The 17459-nt window shown below is 36.4% G+C and carries 16 protein-coding genes and 5 pseudogenes; 15 read left to right on the top strand and 6 right to left on the bottom strand.

Features of this window, described 5'->3' with window-relative positions; translation table 11 throughout:
• From SAZ04_RS20560 to SAZ04_RS20550, 3 genes are all read left to right on the top strand, one after another.
• A partial coding sequence (locus tag SAZ04_RS20560) for a helix-turn-helix transcriptional regulator (protein WP_332699035.1) occupies window positions 1–678 on the top strand: 678 nt, incomplete at its 5' end.
• A gap of 195 nt (window positions 679–873) precedes the next feature.
• Window positions 874–1950, top strand: coding sequence for a hypothetical protein (locus tag SAZ04_RS20555; RefSeq protein WP_332699032.1), 1077 nt, complete (start codon window positions 874–876; stop codon window positions 1948–1950).
• Between the two features lie 77 nt (window positions 1951–2027).
• Window positions 2028–2246, top strand: coding sequence for a hypothetical protein (locus SAZ04_RS20550; protein ID WP_332699029.1), 219 nt, complete (start codon window positions 2028–2030; stop codon window positions 2244–2246).
• A gap of 945 nt (window positions 2247–3191) precedes the next feature.
• On the opposite strand, the gene SAZ04_RS20545 is transcribed toward SAZ04_RS20550, so the two are convergent.
• Entirely contained in the window at window positions 3192–3812 is a 621-nt protein-coding gene (locus SAZ04_RS20545) for a LysE family translocator (RefSeq protein ID WP_332699026.1), read from the bottom strand.
• Window positions 3813–3968: 156 nt separating this feature from the next.
• Here SAZ04_RS20545 and SAZ04_RS20540 point away from each other — a divergent pair, with 156 nt between their 5' ends.
• On the top strand, window positions 3969–4514 hold the full coding sequence (locus SAZ04_RS20540; RefSeq protein WP_332699023.1) for a cupin domain-containing protein: 546 nt from the start codon (window positions 3969–3971) through the stop codon (window positions 4512–4514).
• Window positions 4515–4936: 422 nt separating this feature from the next.
• On the opposite strand, the gene SAZ04_RS20535 is transcribed toward SAZ04_RS20540, so the two are convergent.
• The 3 genes and pseudogenes from SAZ04_RS20535 to SAZ04_RS20525 all read right to left on the bottom strand — a co-directional run.
• Window positions 4937–5875: a YndJ family transporter gene (locus SAZ04_RS20535; protein ID WP_332699020.1), complete on the bottom strand. Its 939-nt coding sequence runs from the start codon at window positions 5873–5875 to the stop codon at window positions 4937–4939.
• Window positions 5876–6344: 469 nt separating this feature from the next.
• Window positions 6345–6965, bottom strand: a complete 621-nt coding sequence (locus SAZ04_RS20530; RefSeq protein ID WP_332699017.1) for an NAD(P)-dependent oxidoreductase — start codon at window positions 6963–6965, stop codon at window positions 6345–6347.
• A gap of 202 nt (window positions 6966–7167) precedes the next feature.
• Window positions 7168–7764, bottom strand: a pseudogene (locus SAZ04_RS20525) (LysR family transcriptional regulator substrate-binding protein); the annotation flags it as partial.
• Here SAZ04_RS20525 and SAZ04_RS20520 point away from each other — a divergent pair.
• From SAZ04_RS20520 to SAZ04_RS20480, 10 genes and pseudogenes are all read left to right on the top strand, one after another.
• Window positions 7762–8373, top strand: a pseudogene (locus tag SAZ04_RS20520) (PQQ-dependent sugar dehydrogenase); the annotation flags it as partial. The pseudogenes SAZ04_RS20525 and SAZ04_RS20520 overlap by 3 nt on opposite strands.
• Window positions 8285–8587: a cyclophilin-like fold protein gene (locus SAZ04_RS23595; protein WP_431309039.1), complete on the top strand. Its 303-nt coding sequence runs from the start codon at window positions 8285–8287 to the stop codon at window positions 8585–8587. The pseudogene SAZ04_RS20520 and the gene SAZ04_RS23595, both read left to right, overlap by 89 nt.
• Window positions 8588–8768: 181 nt before the next feature.
• The gene (locus SAZ04_RS20515; RefSeq protein WP_332699014.1) at window positions 8769–9137 is read left to right on the top strand and encodes a hypothetical protein; all 369 of its coding nucleotides are present in this window, start codon (window positions 8769–8771) and stop codon (window positions 9135–9137) included.
• Window positions 9138–9376: 239 nt separating this feature from the next.
• Entirely contained in the window at window positions 9377–9592 is a 216-nt protein-coding gene (locus tag SAZ04_RS20510) for a spore coat protein (protein WP_332699012.1), read from the top strand.
• A gap of 184 nt (window positions 9593–9776) precedes the next feature.
• Window positions 9777–10079 (top strand): annotated as a pseudogene (locus tag SAZ04_RS20505) (DUF4357 domain-containing protein); the annotation flags it as partial.
• Between the two features lie 399 nt (window positions 10080–10478).
• Window positions 10479–11012 (top strand): cupin domain-containing protein, encoded by a 534-nt coding sequence (locus tag SAZ04_RS20500; protein ID WP_332699007.1) that lies wholly within the window; start codon window positions 10479–10481, stop codon window positions 11010–11012.
• A 130-nt stretch (window positions 11013–11142) separates the two neighbouring features.
• Window positions 11143–11988, top strand: coding sequence for a hypothetical protein (locus SAZ04_RS20495; RefSeq protein WP_332699005.1), 846 nt, complete (start codon window positions 11143–11145; stop codon window positions 11986–11988).
• 327 nt (window positions 11989–12315) lie between these two features.
• Window positions 12316–12580 (top strand): annotated as a pseudogene (tnpA, locus tag SAZ04_RS20490) (IS200/IS605 family transposase); the annotation flags it as partial.
• A gap of 699 nt (window positions 12581–13279) precedes the next feature.
• On the top strand, window positions 13280–13429 hold the full coding sequence (locus SAZ04_RS20485) for a hypothetical protein (protein WP_332699002.1): 150 nt from the start codon (window positions 13280–13282) through the stop codon (window positions 13427–13429).
• Between the two features lie 171 nt (window positions 13430–13600).
• Window positions 13601–13777, top strand: a complete 177-nt coding sequence (locus SAZ04_RS20480) for a hypothetical protein (RefSeq protein WP_332698999.1) — start codon at window positions 13601–13603, stop codon at window positions 13775–13777.
• A gap of 274 nt (window positions 13778–14051) precedes the next feature.
• Here the strand turns inward: SAZ04_RS20480 and SAZ04_RS20475 are convergent, their stop codons facing one another.
• Both SAZ04_RS20475 and SAZ04_RS20470 read right to left on the bottom strand, forming a co-directional pair.
• Window positions 14052–14192 carry a hypothetical protein gene (locus SAZ04_RS20475; protein ID WP_332698996.1) on the bottom strand — a complete coding sequence of 47 codons (141 nt, stop codon included), beginning with the start codon at window positions 14190–14192 and terminating at the stop codon, window positions 14052–14054.
• A 419-nt stretch (window positions 14193–14611) separates the two neighbouring features.
• On the bottom strand, window positions 14612–16453 hold the full coding sequence (locus tag SAZ04_RS20470) for an ATP-dependent nuclease (RefSeq protein WP_332698993.1): 1842 nt from the start codon (window positions 16451–16453) through the stop codon (window positions 14612–14614).
• A 467-nt stretch (window positions 16454–16920) separates the two neighbouring features.
• Between SAZ04_RS20470 and SAZ04_RS20465 the strand changes: the two are divergent.
• Window positions 16921–17148 (top strand): annotated as a pseudogene (locus tag SAZ04_RS20465) (reverse transcriptase domain-containing protein); the annotation flags it as partial.
• Window positions 17149–17459 lie beyond the last annotated feature (311 nt).

Below are 17459 nucleotides of genomic sequence, written 5' to 3'. Positions count from 1 at the left end.
AATTTTTCTTTGTACCCGCTAGATTGGACAGACGAAGAAGCTGTAGCATTCGGTATGCTGCCTAACATTCTTGATCCAATCAGCCACCTCGTTCCTCCTGATTTTTATACGGCTTATGAAAAGGTGATGGCCACCCATCAGAAAGAAAAGAAAGACCTTCAAGATGTTCTTCAGAAAATGGTTTCTATCATTCAAATGGGGACTCCTGCCTATCAAGAACAACAGTATAATTTTTTATCACCAGTCATTCAAGCGATTTTGAATTCACGCACAATTGAAGTTGTGTATCATACACAGAGTCGTGATGTTACAACATCCCGTTCTCTCGATCCGTATTATTTGATCCCGCGCGATCATCGTTTTTATTTGATTGCTTATTGCCATGAAAAACAAAAGGTGCTCACGTTCAGGTTGAGTCGATTCCTTGAAGTAACGCAAACAGATCGAACATTTGAAAAACAGGAATTCAACTTAAAAGATTACTTTACACATACGTGGTCCATTATCCAAGGAACAGACAAGATTCATTTTAAAGTGCTATTTAATCAAAATATCGCGCGCTACATAAAAGAAGAAGAGCTCTTTGTGAAACCAAAGTTAACTGAGAGGGAAGATGGAAGTTTACTATTTGAAGTTACGCTAAATCACGACCGGGAATTTTTACAGTGGATTATGTAATATGGAACGGACGCAGAAATTCTTGAGCCGCTTGAGTATCGTAACAAGATGAAAGCGACACTTGAGAGCTGGATACAAATGTATCAAAAAGAATTGTAAAAAAGTTGGTAAAACATTTGTTCGCTGACACATATATGTCAATTTACCTTGTTATCCTGTTCATGTAATTAACACAATTTCATGGGGGGATTTCAAATGAAACATGCAACATTATGGTTATTATCATTCGTTGTTGCTGCAATTATGTTGACTGGCTGTGGAGAGGGAGCAACTGTTGAAAAAGTTGAGGAAGACAATCAAACGGCTTCAGAAACAGAATCTGAAACAAAACCAAACTGGTTAGAGGAAAAGGAAAACTTAAAAGCTGAAGAACAGATGATTAAAAGCTTTGTCGGAGAATTTTACTCATCGGATAAAGAAGCAAGGGATCAAGCAATCAACGAATACATTCATCCTGATGTGCAGGAGTTCTTTTTGTTCGTTAGCGGATTTACCGATGACACGACAACAATTGATTTGGAAAAGTTTGCTGTAATTGAAACCGTCGAGCACGAAGAAGACGGCGAAACGGGCATGATTACGCTCACGAGAACGGAAGATGAATCAGGTAAATTTCATGAAATGATTTTCCTTGTCTATGAAGAAAAGTTAGGATGGATCTTCAGCCCAACATCAGAAGATGCCGAGATGCGCGAAGCATTCGATGAACTGAGAGCTCTTCTGTCAGCAGAAGTCCCACCTGTAAACCTACTTGTTACGTATGAAGAGGAAGAAGAAGTCGAAGAAGAATCGTCATCAGCCGATTCAGAAAAGGAAGTTGGTACAAGAAACAACCCATTAACAATTGGGGAACGTGTTTCGTTAACCTATTACGATTTTTTCCACGGAAATGTTCAGCTAGATATTGAGTTACTTGAAGTGATTAGTGGTGATGCAGCATGGGAAATGGTGCGTCAGGGCAACCAATTTAATGATGAACTTGGTGAGGGGCAGGAATACATTCTTGCTAAATATCATGTCGTAGTAAATGAAGTAGAAGAAGAACCATTCGATCTAAACCACGCCTTATTTGATGCAGTTAGCAGCGGCGGCAATACGTATGACGACTTTATTTCCGTCTCTGGGCTAGAGCCAGACTTAGGGAATGAATTGTATGAAGGTGCAGAGCGTGAAGGCTACACGTATTTTCTAGTCGATCAAAATGATGAAAATCCTCTGGCTGCCTTCCAGCGTCGATCTGATGCGGAAGTTTGGTTTCAGTTGAGAGATTAATAGTGACTTTAGCCAACCGAGCTTTGAAAGCTTGGTTGGCACTACTAGTATTTGAAAATATGATGGAGGTGGCAAATGTGAGGTATAAGTCCACAAATGAAGAAACAGAACAATTAAGCATTACGATTTACAATGGAGGCTTTGGTTTAGTAAAAGAACAGAGAACGTTTGGATCAGAAAAAGAGTGTACAGAGGTTCAATATATAGATGTAGCAAAAAGAATTGAAATTGATTCGATTATTGTAAATGGACTTCAAATTCTTAGAAACGATAGACCCAACTTTCGAAAGAGGTGATTCTGGAGACGGGATGATGTCGGAAAGCAGCAGTACAGATATATATCTACAGGGAGATATAACATATTCTCTTAATGAAGGAAAAATGACTGATTATGTTATGTAGAGAAAGAAATAGATTTTCTATAAGCATCTTAGATGAGGTGCAAGATTTACAGAAGAGCGTGAGCAACATGAAAAATTCTTGGTCCAATAGAGAGTCCCTTTTCCCTTTGGGGCTCTTTTTATATTGAAGGAGGCGAAGACTTGCCATGTCGAAATGAAACAGTCAACAGTGCTGGAGTTTGGATATTCGCGCTTATGGGCGCTTATATCTATCCCGTTGTAATAGCTCTCCAAGTAACTTATTTCTTTTATGCTAACGGGTAGCGTTTCTGCAGCAGCAGCAGCGCTTTTTTGCCTAACGAAGCAGACAGATTAACTCAATAATCACCGTATAGTTAACATTAGTTGGACATATCTTTTATTGAGGAGGTGTGTGAAGCTGTTAGTTGTTGATTTGAAATCAAGGTGGTATGTTATTGTTTTAACTTTGTTTTATATTTCTTTTGTGTTATTCGTTAGCTTTGTAGGAAAAGGTATATTTTATCCAGATAGACTTGATGGGAGCTATACTGGTGTGTCGCATAATTTTGTCCCTTTTACTACCATCGGAACTTATCTACTCAACATTCATAGCTATAATTTAGATACTTGGTTTTATAATACTTGGGTACTCAATCTATCGGCTACTTCTTGATCCAGCATATCGATTTGTCTTGCGATTTCAGGAATAGAATCAAAAATATACTGTTGTGAAATTACGGAGACGATTACGTTTATTAAGTAATTGTTTCTTCGCGTTTGACGGATACTGCGCAACAAAGGTCTTCATGTTTAGAGGTAAATGACGGGTTACCTCAAGAAAGTAAAAAAACATTGGGTATCCCAATGTTTTTTATTATCTTAATGTTGTTTATCTAAGGCTAACTTTAATCCAAATCCAATTAACACTAGTCCCGTTGCTTTATCCATTATCCTTTGTACTTTTGGAGACATTAGCCATTCACGTAAGTAAGTAATGAAAAAGACATAGATAAAAAACCAAGAAATAGACAGAAGTGTGTAAATAACACCCATGATTATAAGTTGTTGGGTTGCGTTTTCTCCTGTTTTCACAAATTGGGGTAAAAATGTTAAGAAGAACATTGCAACCTTCGGATTGAGTATATTCGAGAAGAGACCTTGTTTAAAAGCCGACTTTTTCATTTCGTCATTATATTGATTCTCAGCACTCGTAGCTTTCTTTTTCCTTGAGATGAAAGAAGACAATCCGAGGTATATCAAGTAGATCGCACCAACATATTTAACGATTTCAAAAGCAACAGCAGACTGCATCAAAAGAGCCGAAAGTCCAAAAGCAGCAGCGAATGTATGGACTAAAGATCCAGTTGTAATCCCTAGAGCCATTTTATAACCATCTATTCTTCCGTCCGAAATGGTCCTTTTTGTAATAAGTGCTGTGTCGATACCAGGGCTCATCACAACAAATAACGATAAGACTAAAAACGTAAAAAATTCATTCATATTCTCCACTCCTTACTGACTTGTAAAACGTCATTTGGTAAAATAATATTTAACATATATTAAGTATAGTTTAACAGAGGTTTGATTATTTGTTAATTTTAAATTAATAAGATTAAATTAAAATTAACTTTAACTTTATTTATAAGGAGTATAGCGATGGAAAATATAGATATTGGAAAAAAAGTAGAGAAATACAGAAAAGTCAAAGGTTGGAGCAGCAGAGAATTAGCGAAGATAGCTGAAATAACACCTTCAATGTTAAGTCAAATTGAACGGGGTTTGGCAAATCCTTCAATTCAGACTCTAAAGGTTTTAGCTAAAGCCCTTGATGTTCCCACCTTTAGTTTTTTACTTGAGGAGTCTAACGCCGAAGATTTAGTTGTTAGATCAAATGAACGCAAAATAATGGTTGTTGAAAACCTTTCGTATGAGTTATTGTCACCTGATTTTACTGGAATACTGGCAACTGCGATCATGAATGTTCCTCCCAATACATCCTCATCTGAAAAACTTTTGGAACATAAAGGGGAAGAAGTTGCTTTTGTATTAGAGGGAAAAATTAAAGTGTTTTTAAATGATGAAGAATATATATTAGAAACTGGTGATAGTGTCAAAATACCAGCTTATATGAAGCATAAATGGGAGAATAATTTCAATAAAAATGCCGCTATTCTATTTTCGGTAACTCCACCAGCATTTTAAGTCTTTGTTGAACAAATGTTGATGGAGAAAGAAGAAAAAACAACAGACTAATTTGCTGCGTAGTCCAACGATACTATTCAATAAAATAGATTCAACGGGCGCTTTAATTAAATAGTGAAATTTGTAAGCTGAGAAATAGTCTCGGAGCTTACAAATTCTCAAAAGTCTCAATCGTTTGTTTCTCTTCTTCTCGCAGTTCTTTTATAACGTGGGAATAGTACTTTATAAGTTGTTTCTATAACGCTATGTCCCAATCGCTCACTTACATAAATATTGTGGACTTTCTTATATAATAGGACACTTGCATGAGTATCCTTAATCCGTGTATGGTAATTGGAAAACATATACGAAGCTCAATTAAAATTGTAAGAAGGAGCTTATTTGCGTTTGTGTTACTGATTACTTTGTATTTCGATTGTTCGCTATAAAGCTCGTTTATGTGGATTGTAAGACATTAAGATCCATCCTAACAATCCAAATAATACAAACCCAAACGCATGTAGTGATCCGTATATAGGTACCATATCCAAAATAGTTAAGGAAAAATACCGTTTCGCTATCGGATAACAAATTGAAAGGACAATGATACTGTAAAAAGCAAGCGAGGAAAGGGTTAAAAATAAGTTTCCATACCTTTTTTTAGTGCTTTTTCGTATTTTCAAAAGGAGATAGGTACTATAAATGATAATATTGCAGGCAAAGATGCTTACACCCATGATCTCCAGTGGTTTAGAAAAAACAATCCCAATCGCAATCAAAATTGGTCCGATGATATCAATGACAACTAACCAGCTATACCAGCTTTTTTTGACCATGATCCGCCCTAGCATTCCAATAAAAATAGGAACAATAGCAGATGAAAAATGAAAATGAACGGAGCTTAAAGCACTTACTGTAGGATCGACTAGTAGAAAGGTTAGTTGAAATTGATAAAGGGTGTACCAAATACCTCCAATAAAAAAATAAATCAGCCCAGCACCGATTGCTATTTCTTCAATCTTTTCTTTATTCTCTAAAATTAGAAGCAATCCATATAAAGCGAGTAAGAAAGTAAAAAGAAGCCACGCAAGAGACAAAGATCCTGAAATAGCACTATTTCCCATTTCCCAGGTTTTGTTGCTCATAAGGGAAGCTAAAGAAAGAAGTGCTGCAGGAAAATGCAGAACCGTTATGAAGGAATAAATCTTTTTTTGAAACGTTGTTTGATCCTTGTCGTTAATTAACATAATAATTAGTGGCAAAATCACAAAAGACGCAAACATTAAAAATTTCTCTATCAGACTGAATTGGAAATAATCAAATGTAAAGATTACAAAACTAATGATTCCTCCAATAATAGCCGGAAAAAATGGATGTTTCATAGCAGTAGTTTCCTTTCAATTATAGAACCTTTTAAGAGGTAATCCATACACAACCCCAAAAATGGAAGGGTACACAACAGGTAACAGCGTAAGGAATAGTTGTTTTTCGTAAGTAATCTTCCCATCAACGTATGCCTTGCATAACGCTTTATGTTGGGCCTTCACGTAAGCTTCAAAGATATAACTCATTACAAAAAATCTATCCCAAAAATGACATTATTATCAAAATTATATGTATCAAGTCTGCATCACTCCAGATTTTAGAAACTCGAGTTCTGCTTCATCCTTGTGTCCGGCACTCTTTTATTATACCCTGCAAACTTATTGGAACCCAATAGGGCTGTCTATTAATTTTTTAAAAAATCTATAAATTCCTTTTTTATAAAACCGCTTTATGTAACATAGCCGTATCTCATTTCTTTTTTCAACAAACGATTTAATCCAATACGAAAGTAGTATAAGAGTATTATTAATAGGCGATACCTACACGTGATTTTATATAATCGCTTGTTTTAATCTGTCTAAATGTAAATTCTGCTGTATCAGGTACGGATATTTCAACTCCATCCGCAGGCAAATAATTTCGCTCTATACGATATTTGCCTACCATTTCTCCATCCGGCAGATAGGTAGGGCAGACAATCGTCCAGTCAAGGGTTGATTGTTTGAGCATATCGTAAACTTTATGATGTTCTTTTGCTGCACGAGTTGACCTACGCTTTGATTCACTTGATTGATAACGCAGAGAATTTGGTGTGGTTCTACTTTGCAGGATACCTGCAGTTCCTATAGTTATTATTCGTTTTGTACCTTCATTTTCCATTGCTTCGATAATAAGTGACATACTCTCTGATAGAGTGGTTGTGCCATCAGTATTTAGTGCGCTAATAACCACATCACTCCCATGCATTGCATGTACGATATCACCTTTATTTAAAACATTCCCTTGTATAATGGTTAAATTCTCACTATTTATTTGAATCTTCTCTGGAGTACGAACTAATACAGTAACATTATGTCTGTCGTTCAGGGCGGAAGTAACTATATGACTTCCAACTCGTCCAGTTGCACCTAAAAGTAAAATATTCATAAGAATGAGCCTCCTTTTGCAAATACTATTATTTTACTATAAAAGCTATATTATTGTTTTATTTAACTATGCCTAACTCAATAAAGTCAGGTGAAAAAACAAAGTGTTTGCTGTACAGTACAAATATATTACGCAGCAACAGTCTCTTTATTTCACAAATAATCCCCGGCCTAATAATTCAAAATAGCTTTCAATGCTAATGTTATGATAAAGAATTTGTAAATTTCGACTGAATTTCTTTTAAAAACATATCAGCTGCAGCGGAAAAAACCTGATGCTTCCTCCAAACTATATTTAAGCCAGCTTCAAGTCTTGGTTTTAGCGGTCTAAAACAAAGGTTACTGTCGCTAGACGTATTTACGATTTTATCAAGAGTTATTGCATAACCAATGCCTTCTTCAACCATAATGGCAGCATTATAGGCAAGGTTGTATGTAGTCACGACGTTTAGTTTATCAAAATCTTCACCAAACCAATCCGTAAATTCATTTTTAGAAAATGTTTTTTTCATAGGCTGTCTTGAACAGATTAGCGGAACATTTAGTAAATCCACGGCTTGAATGGTATCTTTGAAGGCGAGAGGACTGTCTTTCCTCATAATTACGCCCCAAACATCTTTGGCTGGAATATCGATATAATGGTATTTTGATAAATCAGCTGGTTGAATTAAAATTCCAAAGTCAAGCAATCCTTTGTCAAGCCTTTCTGTCACATCGTCTTCGTTTCCGCTGTAAAGGTGATACCGGATATTTGGATAACTTAATTGTAAATCTTTTACTACCCGTGCAATCTGTCTCAAATTGAACGGCAAGACGTAGAGCTAGAAAAAGAACTTTCTTCAGTTCCAGAAGCAGGGTTATTAGGGTTTGTACTCGATCCCGAATTTCTGGAATCCAATATAGCTTACGCTTATTACACCTATGATGACAGTTCTGGACCATTGAACCGAATTGTTACACTGCGTTTGGAAGAAAACGTTTGGCGAGAAGAGAGTTTGCTACTCGATAATATCCCAAGCGGTACCTACCATCATGGAGGAAGGCTTAAAATCGGATCCGATGGGAAACTTTATGTAACGACTGGAGATGCATCTGCACCAGATATAGCACAAGATCTCGATTCATTAGGTGGAAAAATTTTAAGAATGAATCTTGATGGATCGATTCCAAATGATAATCCATATCCAAATTCCTATGTTTATAGTTATGGACACCGCAACCCTCAAGGAATTACTTGGTCGTCTGATGGTACGCTATATTCAAGTGAGCACGGCAGCAGAGCAAATGATGAGGTCAATTTAATAGAAGCTGGTCAAAATTATGGCTGGCCGATTATTGAAGGCTATGAGGAACAAGAAGGTATGGTTTCACCGCTGTTTACTTCTGGTGATACAAATACTTGGGCACCATTCAGATAGACTCCCAACAGATTCTGAGAGACCCGGCGTTATTAATGCGGGAGAAATTATGCTTTATGGTGACAATTGTCTAGTATTGTTATATGAAACCTTTTCAAGTTCCTATAGCTACACTCGTCTCGGATATATCGAGGATGTGGAAAGATTTGCAAAAGCAGTCGGTAACGGTGATATACGCGTTAATTTTGATTTAGTTGAAAATTAATAAGTGGTTTTTTGAATTGGTTCGTCCAACTAATTAAGGACTTTAAACCCTAACTTATAAGTACATTTTAAGTGATGAGGAAATAACTTTTATTCCAGATGAAAAAAATGAAATATGTATTCATAGTGGAACCGTCCCCACCATGCTTCAAAAGTGGATCGAGGAATTTAGGAGGCATAAGATGATAAAATTAAAAGCGATCATGTTCGTATTATTATTATCAATGACAACAACAGCATGTGGAGTGGAAATGAATACAGAGGTAAATATGGAAGATGCTCGTGAAGTTCAAAAGGGGAAGCATACAGAGGTTGTAACGACTGTATATGAAAATGTGGAGGCAGCCTACCTTAAACAAAATGATAAGAACACAGTCGAATTATCGATTGATGATCAAGCAAATACGTTTAAGTTAAGTGAACTCAAAGATCCTGAATTGATTAAAACACTAAAAAGAGGTGAAACCATTTTCATTACTTACGAGCTTAGAACGGAAAAAGTTGCAGATGGAGAAATTAAAGGGGTTTATTTAATGGAGATAAGAAAATAAATTAAGAAAGGTTAGGAATGTTTGACGGGTTAAAGCAGCTGGTTGAAACAGGTAAAATTAATTATCCATCTTAAATTACAGACACGGGCGTATTTTCGCTCGTGTTTTTGTTATTTAATAGCTGTACGTTCCGCGATTGTCTTAGAAATATTCTATATGCAGGACGATAACCCAAGAGCTTTTACCTAGAAATGCATACTCTTTAGTGTACCCATCTTTAAATTGAAAGGAAGATGAATGTGATTACAACAAATAACTTTAATCGTTTCGGGATAGGACGTCCAGGCTTTGGGATAGGGCGCCCAGGTTTTGGAATAGGTCGTCCTTTCGGGTTTGGATTACCATTCTTGACTGGTTTAGCGGCAGGAGCGATATTAGCTCCAGGACCTGGATTCGGTTACCCGTATCCATATTCTCCTTATCCGTACCCTCCGTACCCATACTATTGTTGTTAATAGATGGCAGCAGATCTTGAACTGTAAACAATAAGCTTTTTTGATTAATAGGATAAGATCAAAATGATCAGGTGCTTCTTCTAAGCAGGAGAAGCACCTAAAGGCTTGGGAATTAAATGTCCACTATAAAGAAGTACCTAAAGATGAGGGAGACAGAGTTTTCGTTTTTACAAACGGACCTCGTGGTGCAGAAGCAAAAGGTTATCCTACAGAGAATGGATTTATGGTACTAAAGGGATCAAACTTTGCTACAGGTGTAAGTGACTCTATACAAAGTGGACATGTTGACCGGAGAAATAAATTGATTGAAAATAACAAATTAGTTAAAAAAGAGGACAAGTTAGTGTTAATGGAAGACTATGAATTTGAAAGCCCATCCACAGCTGCTGGTATTGTGTTGGGAAGAAGTGCTAATGGTCGAACCGAGTGGAAGACTGAAGAGGGTAAAAGGCTATCAGAAATAATGGAGTCAACGACGGAGATGTGAGGGTAGAGAGTGCAAATTTTACCGTAATCGACAGGTGCCGGGCATTTGTCGATAAACCACTTTACGTCGACAAATTCTATCATATCTCGGGTGGTGCCAGGCACCTAGATACTGCTTCTCGGACGATGTCTTCTAGTGTAGAAAGCTTGGTGACACGTTTTGAAGCAAATTATCGAACACAGTAAATGGATATGTAAACTCGAAAGGGATAGTTGCCTTTGAAAGAACCCTCTATTTAACTCCTTTACCTGTTAATCTAGATGATAAACAACACCTTGAATAATGATAAATGAATTTTTACATTTATCATTTAATCATGATTTTCGAATTCTCGAATATACTTTGTAAGATCTTGATATTTCATTCTTTCAATCTGTTAGGAAAGGAGTGATCATGCGAATGAAAACTGCTGGTGGTCAAATAGACTATAGTTCACCATCATTGAATTTGTCATTTGACTTAAGACCTTCCCCATACTTCGTGAAGGACGATTGGAACTTTATTCTTTATCAAACCGTGAAACAGTTACCCGTATTACAAGGATTAAGCTTGGCTGATGTCTATTTAAGCAGGGGACATAGCATAGAACCTCATTGGCACCCTAACGCGAACGAACTACTCTATATGATACAGGGAGAAATTGTCGAGTACATTCTGAATCCTTATACCAATCAATTGCTTAGTTATCGTGTTGGGCCGCAACAATCGGTGTATATCCCAATGGGATGGTGGCATTGGACAATCGCAACCACGGATCATACCCGCTTGGTGGTTAGTTTCGACAATAATGACTTTGGGATCATTTATGGATCCGATATCTTGAGGATGACGCCTCCTGAGGTGTTTCAGATGGTATACGGCATAAATGCTACACAGTGGGCTGAAGTAATCAAACCAATCGATCAGACGGTTATCATAGGCCCTCCTAATTAATGAGTGAGAATAAGAGCGAATAGATTCATAAGATTGATCTTTAATATTTTAAGTTAGGATGTCGATGTATGATCATTCACGGTCACTGGATATAATAGGTGATATGACATTTACAATTGGGAGACGAAATATGCCGAATATAATCTGGTACTACGGATTGATTGTTATCGGGGGGATTATTACCGCATATACAGTGTATCGAAAAGGAAAAGTGGGGGATTTGCTCACTTATTTTTTGTTCACTACGGCTTGGGTCTGGGTAGGTGAAGCAATTGTACTCTTTGTATTCAATGCTTATGCCTATAAACCTGGGCTTTATTCGGATCCTTTTAAAGAAAATATTATCGGTCATATCATCGCAAATTCAGCTTATTGGGCGTCAACTGTGATTTGGGTCATGAGTTTTCAGACGTCCTATCTATGGATCGGATTAATTTCTATCGGGTACATGCTAACCGAGGAATTGTTTGTTAAAGCCGGTGTTTACACTCAATATTGGTGGCCGACATACTTGACTGGAATCCTTGTCTTTATTTTTATGACTGCCATGAGGAAGTGGTATGTCATTTTACATGAGACCTACAGTAAATTTCCGCGAATAACCGTTTTTTGGACGATTGCATGGATCATTTTGCAGACTCCGACAAGCGTGCTGATGCTTTTCGATAAACTTTTTTTTCGCGTGCATTGGGTCGAGAATATTTACAGAGATAGCACGTTATTCAGTGGTATTTTATATCACCTAATAATGGCTTTTATCGTCATCTTCTTTATATACGTTCCCAAAAATAAATATTGGAAGCTAGCACCCTTTATTATTCTAGTCATAACCGATGTAATCCTTTGGCACACCGGTATATTGATTTTTTATAATGACTGGAAATTGATTTACTTGATCTGCATTCGTGCGGTATCCCTGATATTCATTTATATGCTTGAAAAATTCACCTTAAACGAGGTTCGATTTGAAAAATGAATTAGAGGAAATGTCCCCATTACGAGGGGGGGTTGTTTTCGAAGAGAGGATATAGACCTTATGTAACAAAAACAAAAGCCTAATAAATCAACGTTTTCTGACTCGAACTTTTATAATCGTATCAATCTATCCACCTTGACAGGGTAGAAGCGAAAGCAGGAAAGCTGTAAGAGCTTTTCTGCTTTTTCTTTAATGGTTTAGAAAACCCCTGGCTATGCCAGGGGTTCTAGTAAGCTTTTAGCGTGGTAATAAAAAAACCTCTCTTCATGGTAAGATAAAGTTGGTTTCCCGACCACTACATCTCACCATAGAAGGAGGAGTGCCCCTATGAAGGACATGAATAGTTTAGAACACACAACATGGAATTGTAAGTATCATATTGTATTTGCCCCGAAGTATAGTTAACAAATTATTTACGGGAAGTATAAAAAAGTTAGGACAAATTATCAGAGATTTATGTGAACGGAAAAGTGTGACGATTCACGAAGCAAATGCTTGTACGGATCACATCCATATGTTAGTAAGCATTCCACAGAAGTTAAGTGTATCTCAATTTATGGGCTATTTAAAAGGAAAGAGTAGTTTAATTGTTGGCAGAGGATTCATGAGCGGTTGTTGAGGGTAGTCGATTTAAATAGAGTAACTAACTAGAAACAAATCGAAACCTATACAGCGATCTGAATAAGTAATCGTTCTCGCTGTACAGGTCTTTTTAGTTAAGAAATAGACTGTCATCATCATTTCCCAAGTGATTAGTATAAATAAATCGGTCGTAGTAAGTGACAGTTGAGGAGTTAATAAAATATTGAAATTGACTAACAAGCAACTCCTCATACTTAGCTGCAAATGGAATTAAAGCAATCTGCCTATCTATCGGCAATTCTAGAAAGCCATCAGTCTTTTTGATCATCCAGTTAAATGAGGTGCCTGTCACTGCTCGAAGTATGTCGAAACCATATCGACAAAATACGGGTGGTGACAGGCACTTTTACAAAGAGTGTTTTAATATTTTAAAACTTATTTACCGAACAATTGGACCTTTAGAAGAGAGCTGAACAAACAAGAAATAGAATTATTAAGGCTTATGCAAGTGTCAAGGCATTTCATTTTATTATAGTAATGAAATGAATGCCATTTGGCGAGAATCATTTTACTAAGTTTTTATTGTTTTTACTGATATATGTAAAGTTAGCAGTACATAATAAAGTAATAAGGTTTACTTCAGTAAAATAAGGTATATTATATTTGTTGAATAGATTCTCTTTAAAGACAAGAAAAGTAGGTGAACAAAGTGGGAAAATATCAATTAGATGCCAAAGGTCAGGTAGCTGTGACAAAGTTTCATGAAAAACAGACGCCTGCCAAATTTGATAAAAAGCAGCAACTTGAAAAATTACGTGCGGAGTATTTGAAAAAGAAGCAAAAACAAACAGATAAATAATATGAATGTAAGCATAGGAAGACAAAAATCTCCCTATGTTTTTCTTATTCGAAGTTCTTTTTTCAATTGATGATAGAGTTTATTATTCCCATAAATTTCAGTTAAATTTATAGTGAGGAATGGTTATCTGATGACGAGTTTTTTGTCATGAGAGGGAATTGAGGTGATATAGTGACTGACAAAAAGAAAAGGGAAAAATCTAAAATTGACTCACCTGATTTTAGTAGAGGGGCTGGTATGAGGTCAAAGTTTGGTCATCCAGAACGATTTGAATTTTCTTTTAGTGGTATTTTAATGGGTTTAATTCCAGCAATTATCGTGGTTATTATTATCTTATTAAACTTATAGCCGATATTTCTTCAGCTAACGGGTAGCTTATATTGAAGAAGAAAGTACGAGAGAACATCAGATCATTTGCTACACAATACAACAAAACAGCGTATTATAACAACATCTAATCAACCTAGCAGTATTGGAATAGTTGTGGGTATGAATCATGCAAGCTATATAGGTCATTTTTCAGAATCAATAGCATTTTTACTAAGCTGACAAATGGTTCTTTTTTAATAGAACTGCAAATAATAAAGTAGAAGCCCTACCAAAAGCTTGGCAGGGCTCCCAATTAATCTTGTAAATTAACTTTTTTAACCTCCAATTCACCTCTAACCCGAATCATCTGATTATGCAGCACCCCCTCAATCAACTTCACCGTCTCATACGTAGCCTTATAATCAACCGACTCCCAATCTGTATGCTCATTCATATAACCAGCAGATAAATTAACAGAAGGGATTCCATACCAAGTAATCTTCCTGCCTTCTTACGGGTGGTGACAGGCACTTTTACAATGGGTATAAAGTCCAGTGTCGAGAAAATAAGATGAGGCTAGACTTTATTTGTGAGCAATTCAGAGGTTTGGGAAACTTAGGGAAGATATTAAAAAATTAGATAATATACTGTCTTCAATAGGGACTGAATTTGACTATGTAGAAATATTGAAAAATGTAAATAGACGAATGGCAGTATCGCTATACTGTGGGTATATGTAAGGTGGTTGATTAAGTGCCTGCCCTCCAGTATGTTAAAGTACTGGGGGACAGGCACAATTTTTCTGACTTACTAAAAGAGTACCTAGAGAGAGAATGGTTCTTCCAACAAACGAATATACTAGTTAGATTAGGTTTACTCTATTATCTCACCGCCTGATACTTTTACAAGGCAATTGATGATCTCTATAATGTCTTCATCAATATCATCTACTGTTAAATTTCTAGCTATTTCTACTGCATGTTTTCCTTCTTTGTATTTCTTGTTTATTCCCGATCGCTTAAATGCATTTACTATAGCCTCTTTAGGGTCTTGTCTATACTCTTCTTCATTAATAACACCTTTATCTAGCCGCAATGTTTCTTCAACTCTTGGGATTGGAAAGTAATTTTCTAACTCTCCTTTGGCTAGAATAAATACTTGTGTATCTTTTACTTTGTGAGCGGTAATTAAAATTCTTTTAATCTCCTGTGCACGGTCTGGAGTATGGTAATCTGTATCCAAAACTACAAAGAAATCAACTCGAAAGTCTTTTAATATCTTGGCATTGGCATAGTAAACGGCATTAGAACAACCATCCATATTTATAAAATGTACTCCTTGTTCTTTCAAATCGTAACCCAACTTATGTGCCCACGCCTTAAATGCTTTTTCGTCAGATTTTCCCTCTACCATACAACAGACTTTTCCAGTCATTAGTTCACTAATTCGTACTAACTCCCCTAAATGTTCTTGTACCTCTTCTATTTCGTCTATCTGAGCAGCATATGTTTTTCCAAATTGTCTATAGAGAGAGATGATTTGCCTATAATCACTTTCATCCATAAACATTGTAGAGTGAGTCGTTATAATTGCTTGACTTCTATCCGTTATCAAATCCTTAAGCGCATAATATAACTCACGTTGACCACTTAAATGAAGGAAAGCTTCAGGTTCTTCAACTAAATATAAATAGGGTTTATTAACTGAAGGTAGATCATGACTTTGAGTAGTTTCTTTGCTATCGCCTTTTTCTAGTTGTTTAATTTGTTTATTTAATTCGCTTTGTGCTCGAATTATAGAAATGAGTACTGAGCGTTGCAAACCATTCCCCCTTTGGGAAAGTGGTGTTATTACTCCGTCTTCATCTTTTACATTCATTTGAAATGAGTATGCTTTAGAAACATCTAATGGATCAGGAGAAGGGAAGAGTGAAAGTACGTTCCCTTGATTATTTAAGTTTTTTTCGACTACTTTTATCATATCTGTATTTATTTCATTCATTTTAGTTTCTAATAAAGCGATAGCTTCTTTTGTATCACCTTTTAAGTTAATCATCTTTCTCATACCAACTCTAAATAAACTCCCGAAGGCAGATGAATCACTAGTCATCTTTTGCTCATTTGACGGATCTTGAGCAGCTGGAATATAAATAACTTCAGGCATGTATTTAGAAAATAAAGACCAGTTTTTTGTAACATCAATCCAATTGTGTGTCCCGGATAACTTTTCAATTGTACTTTGTACTTCATCCCTCAAATGTTTTATAATGGCTTGTTCTTTAGGTTTTTGATTAGGGAATTCTACACCAAGCTCTTTTCCAATTTTCTTTAAGTTAGTATATCCTTCTAGCTCTGCAATGGGTGGGGGAGTATATAATGACTTACATTCTATACTTCTCGTTGGATTGGGAGATTTCTTTTGAAAGGATTGACGAAGAGTGAGTAAATTTTCATGCGCCATATACATAGATAACTTATCGGGTACTTCACTTAATTCAAAAGTAATAGTAATTTCTGTACTAATAGTATCTAACGATTGAAATGGAAAATCATTATTCACGAATGATTGGTTACCAAAGAATATCTCTAGTGCCTTAATCATCGTAGATTTCCCCACATCATTTCGACCAACTATCAATAAAAGGTTATCCTTCATTTCTACTTCAATTTCTTCTATGCTTCTAAAATTTTTAACTGAGAATTGTTTAATATTCACGTGATCACCTATTCCTTTAATGTTATAAGGGTAATTTCAACATAAAGGTCTAAATACCTTCAGAAATTCCTATTATTGTAACATCGAGAGGGATAACTATGACATTTAGAACAATTTAGACCTGTCCTTTAGGAATGAATTTAACAATGTTAAAGTGAGAGTCTAAACAGAGTTATTTTATTAAATTATAATTAGGTATCTGGCTATTCTTCTTTCTTTATAAGTCGATGATTACATAAATGATTGCAAGAAGGCTGAGAAGGCAGGTTAAATCAACCGTTTGATAAAGCACTGATCCTCAACTACATTTAATTTGAAAGGTGTCTCCTACTAGCTGCATGAGAAGCAACAAGTCGGTATAGCACGAACTCAGATTTAACATTGATAAAAGGGAATTTCAGACCAATGTTCAATATAGGTTCCTGTCCCTTGGTACTTTAAAGTGCCAAGGGACAGGAACCTTTTATAAAATTCGTCAAAGAAAATACCACCCTCAACCCGTTCTAAGGGTTGAAATTTCTAAACCAAATGGTGGGGTACGGCTCTTAGGCATCCCGACGGTCAAAGATAGGATTATTCAACAAGCGATAGCACAAGTTCTCACACCTATGTTTGATAAGAAATTTAGTGAGTATAGCTACGGATTTAGACCTAACCGGTATGCCGAGATGGCTATCATACAAGCCCTAGAATGGTTTAGGTGCCTGTCAGTGCGGCCAAGCTTAGGTCGTCATATATAGCGGGTGTGATTCCCGTCGAGCAAGAGTTAGCCACTCACTCGTAGCGAGTCTTGGAGGGTGTCGGGTAACCGGCACCTTTAAGCGTAGACAGTTAGATTGTGGGCCGAAAGCCAATTGAGGTTGAAGGATACGGGTTCCTGTCCCTCAGTACGTTCCGACGGACTGTTGGATGTGCTGCCAGTTTGGCTAACGTCTCCAGAAACAGTGTCATCGATCTTTCCACTTGAGGAAGGATTATTTGATCTCGTCATTTTTGATGAAGCGTC

This window comes from Halalkalibacter lacteus (assembly GCF_036663595.1).
GTDB lineage: Bacteria > Bacillota > Bacilli > Bacillales > Bacillaceae_D > Halalkalibacter > Halalkalibacter lacteus.
The sequence above is the reverse complement of the archived record's forward strand: the minus strand, read 5'-3'. Positions and strand labels throughout refer to the sequence as shown.